Source organism: Trinickia sp., from assembly GCF_036503415.1.
GTDB lineage: Bacteria > Pseudomonadota > Gammaproteobacteria > Burkholderiales > Burkholderiaceae > Trinickia.
Window position 1 is genome coordinate 34621 of sequence record NZ_DASXWY010000088.1, and the last position, 15870, is coordinate 50490.

General features: G+C 65.3%; 15 protein-coding genes. 12 read left to right on the forward strand and 3 right to left on the reverse strand.

Features of this window, described 5'->3' with window-relative positions; genetic code table 11:
• Positions 1-10 precede the first annotated feature (10 nt).
• Both VGL01_RS12065 and VGL01_RS12070 read left to right on the forward strand, forming a co-directional pair.
• The gene (locus VGL01_RS12065; protein ID WP_331569537.1) at positions 11-796 is read left to right on the forward strand and encodes a DeoR/GlpR family DNA-binding transcription regulator; all 786 of its coding nucleotides are present in this window, start codon (positions 11-13) and stop codon (positions 794-796) included.
• A gap of 343 nt (positions 797-1139) precedes the next feature.
• Positions 1140-1337 (forward strand): hypothetical protein, encoded by a 198-nt coding sequence (locus VGL01_RS12070; protein WP_173259182.1) that lies wholly within the window; start codon positions 1140-1142, stop codon positions 1335-1337.
• Between the two features lie 68 nt (positions 1338-1405).
• Here the strand turns inward: VGL01_RS12070 and VGL01_RS12075 are convergent, their stop codons facing one another.
• Entirely contained in the window at positions 1406-1768 is a 363-nt protein-coding gene (locus tag VGL01_RS12075) for a hypothetical protein (protein ID WP_331569539.1), read from the reverse strand.
• A gap of 202 nt (positions 1769-1970) precedes the next feature.
• Between VGL01_RS12075 and glpD the strand changes: the two genes are divergently transcribed.
• From glpD to VGL01_RS12090, 3 genes are all read left to right on the forward strand, one after another.
• Positions 1971-3521 (forward strand): glycerol-3-phosphate dehydrogenase, encoded by a 1551-nt coding sequence (gene glpD, locus VGL01_RS12080; RefSeq protein ID WP_331569669.1) that lies wholly within the window; start codon positions 1971-1973, stop codon positions 3519-3521.
• A 124-nt stretch (positions 3522-3645) separates the two neighbouring features.
• Complete coding sequence (glpK, locus tag VGL01_RS12085) at positions 3646-5145, forward strand: glycerol kinase GlpK (RefSeq protein ID WP_331569542.1); 1500 nt, start codon at positions 3646-3648, stop codon at positions 5143-5145.
• A 142-nt stretch (positions 5146-5287) separates the two neighbouring features.
• Complete coding sequence (locus tag VGL01_RS12090; protein WP_331569544.1) at positions 5288-5995, forward strand: MIP/aquaporin family protein; 708 nt, start codon at positions 5288-5290, stop codon at positions 5993-5995.
• An 80-nt stretch (positions 5996-6075) separates the two neighbouring features.
• Here VGL01_RS12090 and VGL01_RS12095 read toward each other — a convergent pair whose 3' ends face one another.
• Positions 6076-7257: an MFS transporter gene (locus VGL01_RS12095; protein WP_331569546.1), complete on the reverse strand. Its 1182-nt coding sequence runs from the start codon at positions 7255-7257 to the stop codon at positions 6076-6078.
• 117 nt (positions 7258-7374) lie between these two features.
• Here VGL01_RS12095 and VGL01_RS12100 point away from each other — a divergent pair, with 117 nt between their 5' ends.
• The 5 genes from VGL01_RS12100 (at position 7375) to VGL01_RS12120 (ending at position 12219) form a co-directional block, all read left to right on the forward strand.
• Positions 7375-8379 carry a LysR family transcriptional regulator gene (locus VGL01_RS12100; RefSeq protein WP_331569548.1) on the forward strand — a complete coding sequence of 335 codons (1005 nt, stop codon included), beginning with the start codon at positions 7375-7377 and terminating at the stop codon, positions 8377-8379.
• A 132-nt stretch (positions 8380-8511) separates the two neighbouring features.
• Entirely contained in the window at positions 8512-9873 is a 1362-nt protein-coding gene (gene miaB, locus VGL01_RS12105; RefSeq protein WP_331569550.1) for a tRNA (N6-isopentenyl adenosine(37)-C2)-methylthiotransferase MiaB, read from the forward strand.
• A gap of 32 nt (positions 9874-9905) precedes the next feature.
• Positions 9906-10970, forward strand: coding sequence for a PhoH family protein (locus tag VGL01_RS12110; RefSeq protein ID WP_331569552.1), 1065 nt, complete (start codon positions 9906-9908; stop codon positions 10968-10970).
• An 82-nt stretch (positions 10971-11052) separates the two neighbouring features.
• Entirely contained in the window at positions 11053-11520 is a 468-nt protein-coding gene (ybeY, locus tag VGL01_RS12115; protein WP_331569554.1) for an rRNA maturation RNase YbeY, read from the forward strand.
• Positions 11521-11553: 33 nt separating this feature from the next.
• Positions 11554-12219, forward strand: a complete 666-nt coding sequence (locus tag VGL01_RS12120; protein ID WP_331569556.1) for a gamma-glutamylcyclotransferase — start codon at positions 11554-11556, stop codon at positions 12217-12219.
• Positions 12220-12337: 118 nt separating this feature from the next.
• On the opposite strand, the gene VGL01_RS12125 is transcribed toward VGL01_RS12120, so the two are convergent.
• Complete coding sequence (locus VGL01_RS12125) at positions 12338-12952, reverse strand: DUF4337 domain-containing protein (protein WP_331569558.1); 615 nt, start codon at positions 12950-12952, stop codon at positions 12338-12340.
• 213 nt (positions 12953-13165) lie between these two features.
• On the opposite strand from VGL01_RS12125, the gene VGL01_RS12130 reads away from it, so the two are divergent.
• Positions 13166-14059 carry an HlyC/CorC family transporter gene (locus tag VGL01_RS12130; protein ID WP_173259202.1) on the forward strand — a complete coding sequence of 298 codons (894 nt, stop codon included), beginning with the start codon at positions 13166-13168 and terminating at the stop codon, positions 14057-14059.
• A 26-nt stretch (positions 14060-14085) separates the two neighbouring features.
• Positions 14086-15747 (forward strand): apolipoprotein N-acyltransferase, encoded by a 1662-nt coding sequence (gene lnt / locus VGL01_RS12135; protein ID WP_331569560.1) that lies wholly within the window; start codon positions 14086-14088, stop codon positions 15745-15747.
• The last annotated feature ends 123 nt before the right edge of the window (positions 15748-15870 follow it).

Consider the following 15870-nt stretch of genomic DNA (forward strand, 5'->3'; position numbering starts at 1 on the left):
CAGCCCCGCCATGACCCGAGACCCTCGCTTAAGCCTGAACGCCCGCCAGCAGGAACTGCTCGACTGGGTGCAGCGCGATGGCTTCGTCACGGTGGAAGACCTCGCCGCGCATTTCAACGTGACGCCGCAGACGATCCGCCGCGACGTGAACTGGCTCTCCGACATGAACCTGCTGCGTCGCTACCACGGCGGAGCAAGTTTGCCGACGAGCTCGGAAAACGTCTCCTACACGGCGCGGCAACGCATGTTCCATGAGGAAAAACGCCGCATCGCCGCGTTGCTCGCCTCTCACATCCCCGACCAGGCCTCGCTTTTCATCAACCTCGGCACGACCACCGAGGAGGTCGCACGGGCATTGAATCGCCATCGCGGGCTGCGCGTCATTACGAACAATCTGAACGTCGCCAACATGATGAGCGGCTATCCCGACTGCGAAGTGCTCGTCACCGGGGGAATCGTCCGGCCATGGGACAAGGGCATCGTCGGCGAACTCGCGATCGATTTCATCCGTCAGTTCAAGGTCGACTTCGCGGTCATCGGCACCTCGAGCATCGAGCCCGACGGTACGTTGCGCGACTTCGACACGCGCGAGGTTCGCGTGGCCGAAGCGATCATCCAGCAGGCGCGTACGACACTGTTGGCCGCCGACCACTCCAAATTCGGCCGCCCGGCCCTCGTTCGCCAGGGGCACCTGAACCAGATTCACGCGCTTTTCACCGATGCCCCACCGCCGCCCGAAATGGCGGAAACGATTTCGGCCGCAGGTACGCAAGTCTATGTCGCCGCGGATGAGTGAGCAAAGGCTCGCGGCGTGAGCCAAGGCTCTTATGGCACGCCCGCCCTGGATGCCGAGCGGGCGCCTACACCGAACGCGTCGGTCCATGCTGCGACGCACGCGAAACTTGAAGTAATTTCGCGAAATAACGGGCGCGAGTGAACCGCTTCCGGCCCGGGCAATTGTCAAACAGAAAATTTTGAGGGGATGATTTGGAGAAGAACGGGCGCTTGACTACACTCCAGTTCCCCGACGCGCTATGGCTGCGCGGTGCGGGTACCACCTGACCTGCTCCCGATAGGTTGAGCACGCCGGCAGCCGAACGCCGGTTGCCGAGGCAATTCGATTGCCCATGGAGAGAACGATGCTGAGTCCGCATGAATTCGCCACGTTGCTGCTCGTCAAGGATGCTCCCAACCAAGTCGATATGGCCCGAGAAGAGCTCGATGCACTGCTCGAACAACAACTGGTGCGGCTCGAAAGTCTGGCGTCGGGTCTTCAGGAATGGCGCTTGACCGAGTCGGGCGACTCGGCCATCAAAGCCATCAAACGCTTTTCCTAGCGCACCCGACCCGCGCTGCGCGCGGCGCAGCGCGTGGCACGGGTCGGCGCATCTTTCGTCTTTGGACGTCAGCCACGCAATGTCGGGTCCACCGCGGCGCGCCAACTGAGCGCTTTGGCGCGCGCGTCGTTGATGAAATCGGCCCAGCCGGTGGAGGCGCTCGCCCCGCCTGCGGCCAATGTTGCGTGCTCGCGGGCGATCGACGTCTGAAAGCCGCAGTACTCGTTTTGCGACAGCCTGCCATGGCGGTAGGCCACATAAGCGTCCAGTAAGGCCGGATAGACGGTCGCCGTCTGCGCGCCGTAATCAGCCGATGCGCCGCACACCTGCTCGAGCGCGCCCAGCGACGGCGTGCTGAATCCGTCCCACCCCGCGCAGCCAGTCAAGAGCACGGCCGTCACCGCCGCGCCGCGTCGAATCCGTTCAAGCATCGTCCACCTCTTCGTCCGTTTCCCGTGATGGTAGCCTCCCCGCGCGCAGCGCACATCGGCAACGCGACATGTTCGATTCGAGACCGAATACCGCACTTTACTTTTTCGATAATGTTCGATAGATTTCGCAAACGAACATGATAGGTTCGTTTCGTTTTCAATCGGAGTCGCAATGGCCGCTGAGGGCACGGGAGCACGGCAACTGACGCAAGGCAGCCCATACGATCTGCTCGTCGTGGGCGGCGGGATCAACGGCGCGGGGATCGCGCGCGACGCCGCGGGGCGCGGGCTCAGGGTCGCGCTCGTCGAGCAGGACGACCTTGCGGGGCACACGTCGTCGTCCAGCACCAAGCTCATTCACGGCGGACTGCGCTATCTCGAATACAAGGAATTCGGGCTCGTGCGCAAGGCGCTGCAAGAGCGCGAGACGCTGTTGCGTTCCGCGCCCCATATCATTCGGCCGCTGCGCTTCGTCATGCCCCATATGCCGAATCTGCGTCCGGCGTGGCTCATTCGCGCGGGGCTCTTCCTCTACGATCATCTTGCACGGCGCGAGCTGCTGGCGGGCTCGCGGGGCATCGTCATGCGTCGGCACCCGGCCGGCGCGCCGCTCGTGGATTCGATCGAACGCGGCTTCGTCTACTCGGACGGGTGGGTCGACGACGCCCGGCTCGTCGTACTCAATGCGGTGGATGCGGCCGAGCACGGCGCGGCCATCGCCACGCGTACACGGCTCGTCAAGGCCGTGCGTTCAGGCGGCGAATGGCATGCCGAACTCGCGGGCGCCGACGGCACCCCGTTCACGATACGCGCGCGCGCACTGGCGAATGCGGCCGGACCTTGGGTCGGCACGCTGCTGCACGATGCGCTCGGCCGCGCGGCACATCACACCGTTCGGCTCGTCAAAGGAAGCCACATCGTCACGCGGCGCCTGTTCGATCATGATCACGCCTATATCTTTCAGAACCCGGACAAGCGGATCATTTTCGCCATTCCATACGAGCACGAGTTCACGTTGATCGGCACGACCGACGTCGAATACCACGGCGACCCGGCGCGCGTGTCGATCGACGAGAACGAAACACGCTATCTGTGCGAATCGATCAACCGCTATTTCAAACGCAAGATCTCGCCCGCCGATGTTTGCTGGACTTACTCCGGCGTGCGGCCCCTGCTCGAGGAGGAGGGGGCGGACGATCCATCGGCCGTGACGCGCGACTATCGGCTGGAGCTCGATGCGCGAGAAGGTGAAGCCCCGCTGCTGTCGGTGTTCGGCGGCAAGATCACGACCTTTCGCAAGCTCGCCGAAGAAGCCGTCGACCGGCTCGCCCACGCGCTCGGCCGGTCGGCACCGGCTTGGACTGCCGGCGCGCCGCTGCCGGGTGGCGACATCCCCGGCGCGCAATTCGAACGGTTCGCCACGCGGTTCGCAAGCGAACATCCGTGGCTGCCCGCCGAGCTCGCGCGCCGCTATGCGCATGCGTACGGCACGCGCGCGGTGCGCATGCTCGGCGAAGCGCGCTCGCTCGCGGATCTCGGCGCACCGCTCGCCCCCGGCTTGTTCGAGTGCGAGTTGCGATACCTGCGCGACACCGAATGGGCGCGCTGCGCATACGACGTGCTGTGGCGCCGCTCCAAGGTCGGCCTGCATCTTCCGGCCGGCACGCTGACCGAAGCAAGCGCATCGATCGACGCATGGTTCGCACGCCTGCCGGCCGCCGCGCCGGCCACGCTGACGCCGGCGCAGCACTGAGCAGCGCGCCAAGGCCCGCTAGAGGCTCGTACCGGCGCTGCAATGAACGTTTCACCCGAGGGCCCGCCGCAAGCGAGTTATCCGCGGCGCATCAAAATCTATGACAACACATGGAGAAGAGACGATGCAGGACCAATACATTCTCGCGCTCGATCAGGGCACGACGAGTTCACGTGCGATGCTGTTCGATCGCCACGGCAACATCGTATCGGCCGCCCAGAAGGAGTTCCGCCAGATCTATCCGCAGCCGGGCTGGGTCGAACACGATCCGCAGGAAATCTGGTCGACTCAGGCCGGTGTCGCCGCCGAAGCCGTCACGCGCGCCGGCTTGAATGGGACATCGATTGCCGCCATCGGCATCACGAACCAACGCGAAACGACGATCGTCTGGGACCGCGAGACCGGCCAGCCCGTTCATAACGCCATCGTCTGGCAGGACCGGCGCACTGCGGCGTTTTGCGACTCGCTCAAGCAGCAAGGTCTCGAACAAACCGTGCGGGCGAAGACCGGGCTGCCGATCGACGCCTACTTCTCGGCGACCAAGATCCGCTGGATTCTCGACAACGTCCCCGGGGCACGCGAGAAAGCGAAGCGCGGCCAGCTCGCGTTCGGCACCGTAGACAGTTGGCTCGTCTGGAATTTCACGAAGCACGCGCTGCATATCACGGATGTGACGAACGCCTCGCGCACGATGCTGTTCAACATTCACACGCTGCAATGGGACGCGGACCTGCTCGAGGCGCTCGACATTCCGCGCAGCATGCTGCCTGAAGTGCGCGATTCATCGGAAGTCTACGGGCCGACCGTGACGACCGTATTCGCGTCGAAAATTCCGCTCGCCGGCATTGCGGGCGATCAGCATGCGGCGCTCTTCGGACAGATGTGCACGCGCTCGGGCATGGTGAAGAACACCTACGGCACCGGGTGCTTTCTCGTCATGAACACCGGCAACAAGCCAATCGAGTCGAAGAACAATCTCGTCACGACGCTCGCCTGGAAGATCGGCGAGCGCGTCGAGTATGCGCTCGAGGGCAGCATCTTCATCGCAGGTGCCGTCGTGCAATGGCTGCGCGATGGCCTCGGCATCGTTAAGCGCGCCGCCGATATCGAAGCACTGGCGGCCAGCGTGCCGCATTCCGACGGCGTCTACCTCGTACCCGCGTTCGCGGGGCTCGGCGCACCGCACTGGAATCCGCGGGCGCGCGGCACGCTTTTCGGCGTCACGCGCGGGACCACGAGCGCGCACATCGCGCGCGCCGCGCTCGATTCGATCGCCTATCAATCCGTCGATGTGCTCAAGGCAATGGAAGCCGACTCCGGTATTCGCATCGGCGAGCTGCGCGTGGACGGCGGCGCCTGCGCCAACAATCTGCTCATGCAATTCCAGGCCGACATGCTCGGCGTGGCAGCCGTGCGACCCCGCATCAGCGAGACGACGGCGCTCGGGGCCGCTTACCTCGCCGGCCTCGCGGTCGGCTACTGGGGCGGTATCGACGAGCTGCAAAGCCAGTGGCAGCTCGACCGGCGCTTCTCGCCCGCCATGGATGCGCGCGCCGCCGAGGTCTGCCTCGCGGGCTGGCAGCGCGCCGTCACCGCGGCCAAAGCCTGGGCCGACGCGAGCTGAGCCTTCTTGAACGCGCGGGCCGTGCGTTCGAGAACGTTTTGACGTCTTCATAGCCGCAGCGCGGACAGCCGCTCGATGCTCGAGCAGGCCTTACCGCGCGCAACGTCGACACCGTCAATCTAGCCATTCCGGAGTAACAACCATGTCTCCTCTCATCGCTGAATTCCTCGGCACGGCATTGCTCGTGCTGCTTGGCAATGGCGCCGTAGCCAACGTGCTGCTCGCGCGCACGAAAGGCAAGGGCGCCGATCTGATCGTCATCGTCTGGGGCTGGGCGATGGCGGTTTTCGTCGCCGTCTATGTCACCGCATCGTTCAGCGGCGCGCATCTGAATCCGGTCGTGACCATCAGCCTCGCGCTGGCCGGCAAGTTCGCCTGGTCGAAGGTGGCGGGCTATGTGGTCGCTCAGATGCTGGGCGGCATGGCCGGCGCGTTGCTCGTGTGGCTGGCCTATCGGCAGCATTTCTCGACGACCGACGACCCTGATATCAAGCTCGCCTGCTTTTGCACGGCACCGGCGATTCGCAGTGTCGGGCACAACGTGCTGACCGAGACGATCTGCACCTTCGTGCTCATTCTCGGTGTGCTCTATCTCGCCTCGCCCCAGGTGGGACTTGGCGCGCTCGATGCGCTGCCGGTCGGTCTGCTCGTACTCGGCATCGGCATTTCGCTCGGCGGTCCGACCGGCTATGCGATGAGTCCGGCCCGCGACCTCGCGCCCCGGCTCATGCATGCGATCCTGCCGATCCCCGGCAAGCGCAACAGCGATTGGCGCTACGCCTGGATTCCCGTTTGCGGACCGCTGGCCGGCGGCGCCATGGCCTCATTCGTCTACATGCACGCGCACTGACGACACGACACGCTGCCCGGGCGGCCCGGGCGGCCCGGGCAGCCTCCCCCGAGCGGGGGCCGCTTTCGCACGATGCGTCGTCAGCAAACACGCTCGGGCGCACGTTGCGGTTGCACTGCACGTCGACCGTCCAACCGCTGGGCGAGCACCGTCACGACGAGCGCTGCGCCCGTGACTGCCGCGGCCACCCACGGCAACGCATCGAGCGCGAACCCGTGCGAGAGCGCCAGACCGCCGAGCCACGCACCGCCCGCATTGCCGACGTTGAACGCGCCGATATTGAGCGTCGAGGCAAGATGCGGCGCATGGCGCGCTTTTTCGACCACCCGCATCTGCAGTGGCGGCACGGTGGCAAAAGCAGCCACGCCCCAGACGAAGACTGTCAGCACGGCCAGTACCGGCGTATGGCTCGTCCGCGCGAAGGCAGCCATGACGAGCGCGAGCACGATGAGGATACCCATCAGCGACGGCATCAGCGCCCGGTCGGCGAGCTTGCCGCCCACCGCGTTGCCCAGCGTGAGGCCCGCGCCGAACACGACGAGCACGAGGGTCACCGCACGCGGCGAGAAACCCGTCACCGACTCGAGAATGGGCGCGATATAAGTGAAAACAACAAAAACGCCGCCAAATCCGAGCACAGTCATCGCCAGTGCGAGCCAGACCTGCGGCTCCCTCAGCACACGTACTTCGCGCGCAAGTCCGGCGGCCCCCGCGCCCTTGCTCTTCGGCACGAGGGCCGCGATGCCGGCGAACGAGAGCACGCCGAGCGCCGCGACGATCCAGAACGAAGTACGCCAGCCGAAGTTTTGTCCGATGAAAGTGCCGAACGGCACACCGAGAACGTTGGCGAGCGTAAGGCCCGTGAACATCAGCGCGATGGCGCTCGCCTGCTTCTCGCGCGGCACGAGCGATGCGGCCACGACAGCGCCGATCCCGAAGAACGATCCGTGGGCGAACGAGGTGACGACGCGGGCAATCATAAGCATGCGGTAGTCGGGGGCCATCGCGCACAAGGCGTTGCCGAGAACGAACACCCCCATCAGCCATTGCAAGGCGGCCTTGCTGGGCAGCCGGCTCGTCAGGACGGCGAGTATCGGCGCGCCGACGGCAACGCCGAGCGCATAGCCCGAGACGAGGAGACCGGCGCGAGGAATGGACACGGCGAGTTCACGCGCGACATCGGGCAAGAGGCCCATGATGACGAACTCGGTCGTGCCGATGGCGAATGCGCTCAGTGCGAGCGCGAATAAAGGTAGAGGCATGGCTGTCCTGAAAACGCGGCAATGCGTAGGATTGGAAGTCCGTATTCTGCGTAGCCGCCGCTCATTTGATAATTGGGCTATCGTTTGAATGATTTTCAAACGGAATCGAATAAAGCCATGGACAGACTCGGCGACATCCGGCTTTTCGTGGAGGCCGCGCACAGTGGCGGAATCTCGGCGGCAGGACGCAGACTGGGGTTGACGCCCGCCGCCGCGAGCGCCCGGCTCGCAAAACTGGAAGCGGCGCTTGCCGCACGGCTTTTCGAGCGCACGACCCGGCAGTTGCGCCTGACCGAGGAAGGGCGCCTCTATTTGCGCCACGCCACGCAAGCGCTGCAAGCGCTCGATGACGCCGAGGCGGCCCTCGCCGCCGGGCGCAACGTCGTCAGCGGCAAGATCCGCATTTCGACGACGTCCGACTTTGGACGCAACCTGTTGATGGGCTGGCTCGACGCGTTCAACGCATTGCACCCCGAGGTCACGTTCGCGCTTTCGCTCGCCGATTCGGTCTCCAATCTGCTGCAAGACGACATCGACATGGCGATCCGCTTCGGCGCGCCGCGCGAGGACTGCTCGCTCGTCGCCCGGCGGCTGGCCACTAACCGGCGCGTGCTCGTCGCTTCGCCCGAGTATCTGGCGCGGCATGGAACGCCTGCCTCGCCTGCCGACCTCGCGCGATTCGACTGCATCGTGCTCGTGATCGCCTCCGGGCCGCTCAACGAGTGGCGATTCGTGCGCGGCGCGCAAACCGAAAGCTATACGGTGCCGCTCGACACTTCGCGGGAAACCAACGACGGCGCGGTCACGCGAACGTGGGCGCTCAGCGGTCACGGAATCGTATTGAAGTCGCTCTGGGATATCGACGCCGAATTGCGCGCCGGCAGCCTTCAGGTGGTCTTGCCCGAGTGGCGCTACGCGGCGGACTCGCCCATTACGGCGCTCTTCCATCGCAACCGGTACCGGCCGGCGCGCGTGCAAGCCTTGCTGGAATTTCTCGTGGAGCGTTTTGCGCAGGCCGAGGCGGCCTGGGCGGATCTGCCGATGCTCGGCGCGCAGGCGCCGACTGGCCGGGGTCAGACCGGCGAGGCCGCCGCCCGGAGCGGCAATCGTGAACCGCTATAATACCGAGCTATGCGGACTGCTTCGGCGGGCCTCGTTTCACGGGCGGCGCCCGACAGCGCTCGCGCCCTCATTCCTTCGATATCGACTTCGAATTTACCGCCCCCAGGTCAACCACTGCGAACGGCGAGCTTCATGACAAAGAAAGTGTATGTAAAGACCTTCGGCTGCCAGATGAACGAGTACGACTCCGACAAAATGGTCGACGTGCTCGGGCAAGCGGAAGGACTCGTCAAGACCGACACCCCCGAAGACGCGGATGTCATCCTCTTCAATACCTGCTCGGTGCGCGAAAAAGCGCAGGAAAAGGTGTTTTCCGACCTGGGCCGCGTGCGCGAGCTCAAAGAAGCGAAGCCCGGGCTGCTGATCGGGGTCGGCGGCTGCGTGGCAAGCCAGGAAGGCGCGGCGATCGTCGCACGCGCCCCCTACGTGGACCTCGTCTTCGGCCCTCAGACACTGCACCGGCTGCCGCAGATGATCGACGCGCGCCGCGCGAGCGGCCGCGCTCAGGTCGATATCTCGTTCCCCGAAATCGAAAAATTCGATCACCTGCCGCCCGCGCGCGTGGAAGGTCCGAGTGCCTTCGTCTCGATCATGGAAGGCTGCAGCAAGTACTGCAGCTACTGCGTCGTGCCCTACACGCGCGGCGAGGAAGTTTCGCGCCCGCTCGATGACGTGCTGACCGAAATTGCCGGCCTCGCCGATCAGGGCGTGCGCGAAGTCACGCTGCTCGGACAGAACGTCAATGCCTATCGCGGCCCGATTACGGCGGGCGCGGCCGAGATCGCCGATTTCGCCACGCTCATCGAATACGTCGCCGAGATTCCCGGCATCGAACGCATTCGCTATACCACGTCGCATCCGAAGGAATTCACGCAGCGGCTCATCGATACCTACGCGAAGGTCGACAAGCTCGTTTCGCATCTGCACCTTCCCGTGCAGCACGGTTCGGACCGCATCCTGATGGCGATGAAGCGCGGCTACACGGTACTCGAGTACAAGTCCGTGATCCGCCGGCTGCGTGCCATCCGCCCCGACCTCTCGCTGTCGACCGACATCATCGTCGGCTTTCCCGGCGAAACGGAAGAGGACTTCGACAAGACGATGGCGCTCGTCGACGAGATGAGCTACGACACGAGTTTTTCCTTCATCTTCAGCCCGCGCCCCGGCACGCCGGCCGCCAATCTGCACGACGACACGCCGCGCGAAGTCAAGTTGAAGCGCCTGCAGCATCTGCAGGCGACGATCGATGCGAACGTCGTGCGCATCAGCGAAGCGATGGTCGGCAACATCGAGCGCATCCTCGTGGAAGGGCCGTCGCGCAAGGATCCGAGCGAACTCGCCGGACGCACGGCGAATAACCGCGTCGTGAACTTCCCGGCGCCACTCGCCGTACATTCGAGGCTCATCGGTCAAATGATCGATGTGCGCATCAACCATGCTTATCCGCATTCGCTGCGCGGCGAGCTCGTGCTCGCCGATGCCGCCGTGCATTGAGCGCTTACCCGGACTAAGGATCGCCCTTCGCCTTGAAGACTGCCCAACCGCTGGAGTTCACCGCACCGCGCGACGACAACGCCCGCCTGGCCAATCTGTGCGGCCCCCTCGACGAGAACCTGCGTCAGATCGAACAGGCGCTCGACGTCACACTGCAGCGGCGCGGCCATCGCATTGCCATCCGCGGGCGCGGCGCCAAGCTTGCGCTCGGCGCGCTCGAAACGTTCTACAACCGCGCGCGCGAGCCGCTTTCCGTCGACGACATCCAGCTCGCGCTCGTCGAGTCGCGTCATCCGAGCAACCGCTCGGGCGCATCCGAGGAAGAACGCAGCGAGTCCGGCGCACGCTACGACCCCGACCACCCGTTCGACGAACCCGCCGGTCTCGACGATGAGGACCTGGAGGAACTCGGGCCCAAGCTTTATACGCGCCGCGCCGACTTGCGCGGACGCACGCGCGCGCAGCGCGACTATCTGAAGCAGATCGTCTCGCACGACGTGACGTTCGGCGTCGGACCGGCCGGCACGGGCAAAACCTACCTCGCCGTGGCCTGCGCGGTGGATGCGCTCGAGCGCGATCACGTCAAGCGCATCGTGCTGACGCGCCCGGCCGTCGAGGCGGGCGAACGCCTGGGCTTTTTGCCCGGCGACCTCGCACAGAAAGTCGACCCGTATCTGCGGCCGCTCTACGACGCCCTTTACGATCTGCTCGGATTCGACAAGACGGCCAAGATGTTCGAGCGCCAGATGATCGAAATCGCCCCGCTCGCCTATATGCGCGGACGCACGCTCAATCACGCATTCATCATTCTCGACGAAGCGCAAAACACCACGCCCGAGCAGATGAAGATGTTCCTCACGCGCATCGGCTTCGGCTCGAAAGCCGTCGTGACGGGCGACACGACACAGATCGATTTGCCGCGCGGCGCCAAGAGCGGCCTCATCGAAGCCGAGCAGGTGCTGGCCAACGTGCGCGGTATCGCGCTCACGCGCTTCACGAGCGCCGATGTCGTGCGCCACCCGCTCGTCGCGCGCATCGTCGACGCCTACGATCAGCACATGAAGAAAGAGGACGGTCACGCGTCCGACGATCGGTGATGAGCGAGTCCTGCACGAAGCGCTGCGCGAGCCGCCGCCGCCCGAGCCCGCGGCATGGGGTGAACGGCACGGGGGCACGCGCATGAATCGCGCTCCACGCCTGGCGCTCTCGCTGCAATTTCCGGCCGCCGGCGCCTACCCTGAACACAAGACGCTGCTGACGCGTGCGCGCGTGACGAGCTGGGTGAAGGCAGCGCTTTTTGCCGATGGCGAACTCACGCTGCGCTTCGTCGACACCGAGGAAGGACGCCTGCTGAACCGCACCTATCGCGGCAAGGACTACGCGACGAACGTACTGACGTTCGCGTATGCCGAGACCGAAGACGATCCGGTCTCGGGCGACATCATCGTGTGCTGCCCCGTCATCGAAAAAGAAGCCGCCGAGCAGCGCAAGCCGCTCGAAGCCCACTACGCGCATATGATCGTGCACGGCACGCTGCATGCGCAGGGCTACGATCACGAGACCGAAGACGAAGCGCACGAAATGGAGACGCTCGAGACCGGCATTCTCGGCCTGCTCGGCTTCGCCGACCCATACCGCGAACGCTGACGATCCCGCGAACGCCACCTCCGCTTCGACGCCATGTCCTCAGCTGTCTGCTCCGATCCCGACGATAAACTGCCCGAGCCCGCGTGCGGCTATCCGCCGTCGCTCGGCGAGGCGCGCCTGCTCTCGGACGAGGAGCTCGCCGCTTCGCTCGCCTCGACGCTCGAGCATTGGGACGGCGCGAGCGACCTGTGGCTGTTCGGCTATGGCTCGCTGATCTGGAACCCGGGCATGCCGGCCGCGGAGACGATCCACGCGCGTGTGCGCGGCTATCACCGCGGACTTTATTTGTGGTCGCGCGTCAATCGCGGCACGCCCGAGCAACCGGGCCTCGTGCTCGCGCTCGACCGCGGCGGCTCGTGCACGGGCGTGGCATTCCGGCTCGACGGCGCGAACGCCATGCCGCATCTGCAAGCGCTCTGGCGGCGCGAAATGATGATGGGCTCCTACCGGCCGGCATGGCTGCCCTGCTGGCTGGCCGACGGGCGCCGCGTCCCCGCGCTGGCGTTTATCATGCGCCGCGATGTGCCAACCTACACCGGCAAACTGCCCGACGCGGTCGTGAAGGCTGTTTTCGGTTGCGCGCGAGGACGCTACGGCACGACACTCGACTATGTGAGCCGCACGGTCGACGCGCTGCGCAAAAGCGGCATGCCGGACCGCGCGCTCGAAGCCCTGCTCAGGCGCTGCGCCGAGGAATAACGCGGGCCGCGCAATTCGAAGCGAGCGATCACTTCGGGGCCTCGCCCTATTCAGCGCCGGAAAATCGCGCTTGAGGCGATAGGCGTAGTCGTATTTTTTCCCGTCTGTTTCGCCGTCGTCACACTCCGAGCAGCGCGGCCCCACCGACCGCGACGCCCGCAACGGCGACGCCGAATGCACCGGCCAGCAGCCAGCGGCGCCGCGTCAGCAACGTGATCGCGGCCAGCGAGATGGCGACTTGCGTGAGGGTGGTCGCCTGCGCCCAGCGATGGTGCAAGTGCAATTGATGCTCGCTCGCTTCGTCGGCTTCCCGCACTCCCTTTTCGAGCGCCTCGGCATGTTCGCGAATCGCGGTTTTCTGCTGCGCGTACTTCGCCATGTCGGCCGTGAATTTCGCGCTGGCTTTCGCGTCGCTCGCGGCGAGCGCCGCCCCGAGCTCGGCCAGATTCTGCTTTTCGCCTTTCGCCTGGTAGTAGCTCCACTGGTTGGCGGCCTCCGTCTTCCGGATGGCCGCCTCGTTCTTGTAAAAGAGCGCGAGCCCCTCCGTCGAACCGCCCTGGTACGAGAAAACGGCGCCGATGGTCGCGAGAATCGCCGTCATGACCGCGACGCGCCCGGCGAACGGGTCGGGGGCGACGCCGGGGGCGGCGTGATGGCCGCCCGCATGAGCACCGTGGCCCGCATGTTCGAGCGCCTCTTCATGCGGCCCCCGGACTTCGAATTCTTCGGACATATTCGTTTCGTAAAAAGGTGGAGAAAAACGGCTGCTATCTTGTCTCAAAACTCGCTTGTCTCAAAATTTGTTTGTCTCAAAATTTGCTTGCCCTAAAAATAACGCGGTGCTGCGCGACTTCGTCAGCAGGGCATGTACGCTGAGGTGTCGCACGGCTGGTGTATCCTTGACTTTCCGTGTACCACGCGCCCGGCCGTCTCCGGGCGCCCCGCCATGAACGACTCCTATCCCAGTCGACGACAGACCGACAAGCCGCACGAAAAGCGTTCGCTGCTCGAGCGTTTGACCGATTTCATCTCGCCCGAGCCCGATTCGCGCGCCGAACTGCTCGACATCCTGCAAGACGCGCACGAGCGCAACCTGATCGACGCGGATTCACTGTCGATGATCGAGGGCGTGTTCCAGGTATCCGAGCTTTGTGCGCGCGACATCATGATCCCGCGCGCGCAGATCGACGCGATCAACATCGCCGACAGCCCCGAGCAATTCATCCCCTTCGTCCTCGAAAAAGCGCACTCGCGCTACCCGGTCTACGAAGGCAATCGCGACAACGTCATCGGTGTGCTGCTGGCGAAGGATCTGCTGCGCTACTACGCCGAGGACGAGTTCGATGTGCGCGGCATGCTGCGCCCCGCCGTCTTCATCCCCGAAGCGAAGCGCCTCAATGTGCTGCTGCACGACTTTCGCGTGAACCGCAACCATATCGCCATCGTCGTCGACGAGTACGGCGGCGTGGCCGGTCTCATCACGATCGAAGACGTGCTCGAGCAGATCGTGGGCGATATCGAAGACGAGTTCGATTTCGACGAGGAAAGCGGCAACATCATTGCCTCGCCCGACGGCCGCTATCGCGTGCGCGCGCTGACCGAGATCGAACAGTTCAACGAGACGTTCGGCACCCGGTTCTCGGATGAAGAAGTCGATACGATCGGCGGGCTCGTCACCCATCACTTCGGACGCGTGCCGCATCGCGGCGAGCGCGTTCGCATCGACGATCTGATCTTCGAAATCCTGCGCGGCGACGCACGCCAGATCCATGTGCTGCTCGTGCGGCGCGATCCGCTGGCCGGTCAGCGCGAACGCGAAGCCCAGCACGTTCAGACCTGAGCCGCACCACTTTCGCCTCCTCGTTCATGGCAGAACCGATTTCCTCTCGCGCGCGACACCCCGCGCGCGCCGCGTACCGCACGCATGGCGACGCCGATCGCTCAGCGCTCGCGGCCGTGCGCGGCATACCACATTGGCACTATCTGGCCGCGCTCGCGCTCGGCGCGGCCAACACCCTGTCGTTCGCGCCGACGCGCGCGGGCGGCTGGGTCGAGCTGGCGCTCTTCATGCTCTTTTACGTCTGCCTCGCGCGCACGCATCACTGGAAAAGCGCGGCATTGACCGGCGCCGCATTCGGCTTTGGCAACTTCGTCACGGGCGTATGGTGGCTCTACGTCAGCATGCACGACTACGGCGGCATGCCCGCGCCACTCGCGATTGCCGCGCTGGTGCTGTTCTCGATCTATCTGGCGTCGTATCCGGCGCTCGCCGCCGGTCTCTGGTCGGTGGGCGAGGGCCATTCGAATCGCGCCCGCGCGCAGCGCGGATTCGTGCCGGGCTGGCAGGGGGCGTTCGCGTTCGCCTGCGCATGGGCGCTTGGCGAATGGCTGCGTGGGACGGTGTTCACGGGCTTTCCGTGGCTTGCGAGCGGCTACGCCCAAGTCGATGGACCGCTCGCGGGCTTCGCGCCGCTCGTGGGCGTCTACGGCGTCGGTTGGGCCGTTGCACTGGCTGCCGCGCTCGCGGTGCAAGCGGTCGCAGGGCTCGCGGCACGGCCGGCGCAGCGAGCGCGGGCTCTCTTGCCCGCGCTCGCTGTACTCGCGCTCGTCGCGGGCGGCATAGCGCTTTCGCAACTCGCCTGGACCCGCGCCGACGGCGCACCGATCTCCGCGCGAATCCTGCAGGGCAACGTCAAGCAGGAAATGAAGTTCGACGAAGCAGGGGTCACGGCGGCGATCGCGCTCTACGAGAAAATGATCACGGCCAAGCCGGCCGATCTCGTCATCACGCCCGAAACGGCGGTTCCGCTGCTGCCGCAGCAGTTCCCCGAGCCCTTCGTCCGTGCCGTGCGCCAATTCGCCGACAGCACGGGCTCATCGGTTCTGCTCGGGGCGTTCGGCGCGAAGATCGCGCCCGACGGGCAGATCACCGAACCGACGAACAGCCTGTTCGGCGTGACACCCCGCTCGGGCGTGCTCTACCGTTACGACAAACATCACCTCGTGCCGTTCGGCGAATTCGTGCCGTGGGGCTTTCACTGGTTCGTGCGGCTCATGAACATTCCGCTCGGCGATCTGGCGAACGGAAAGCCCGTGCAGCCGCCGTTCCAGGTGGGTCATCAGACCGTCGATGTCGACATCTGCTACGAGGACATTTTCGGTGAAGAGATCGCGCGCCGATTGCGCGAAGCGGCGACACCGGCCAGTGTGCTCGTCAATGTGTCGAACCTCGCATGGTTCGGCAAGACGATCGCGCTCGATCAGCATCTGCAGATGGCGCGCATGCGCACGCTCGAGACCGGACGGCCGCTGCTCGCGGCAACGAACACCGGGGCCACCGCGTCGATCGACTCGAGGGGGCGCGTCATCGCCCAGCTACCGGTGCTCGCGGCCGGCGCGCTCGACGTACAGGTGCAGGGCATGACGGGCACGACGCCCTACATCGCAACGGGCAACCTCGTCGTGCTGGCCGTCTCGCTCCTGCTGCTCGCGCTTTGCGTCGCGTTCGCGCGGCGCCGGCGAGACTGATCCGCGCACTGCCGCCCCCCCGAAAGTCGCACGCGCATCCCAATCCGGTAAAATTCATCGTTTTAGCAGGCGGGAAGCGGCGAACGATGCGCCATCCCGCGCCCCCGGCCGCGCCCGATCCCA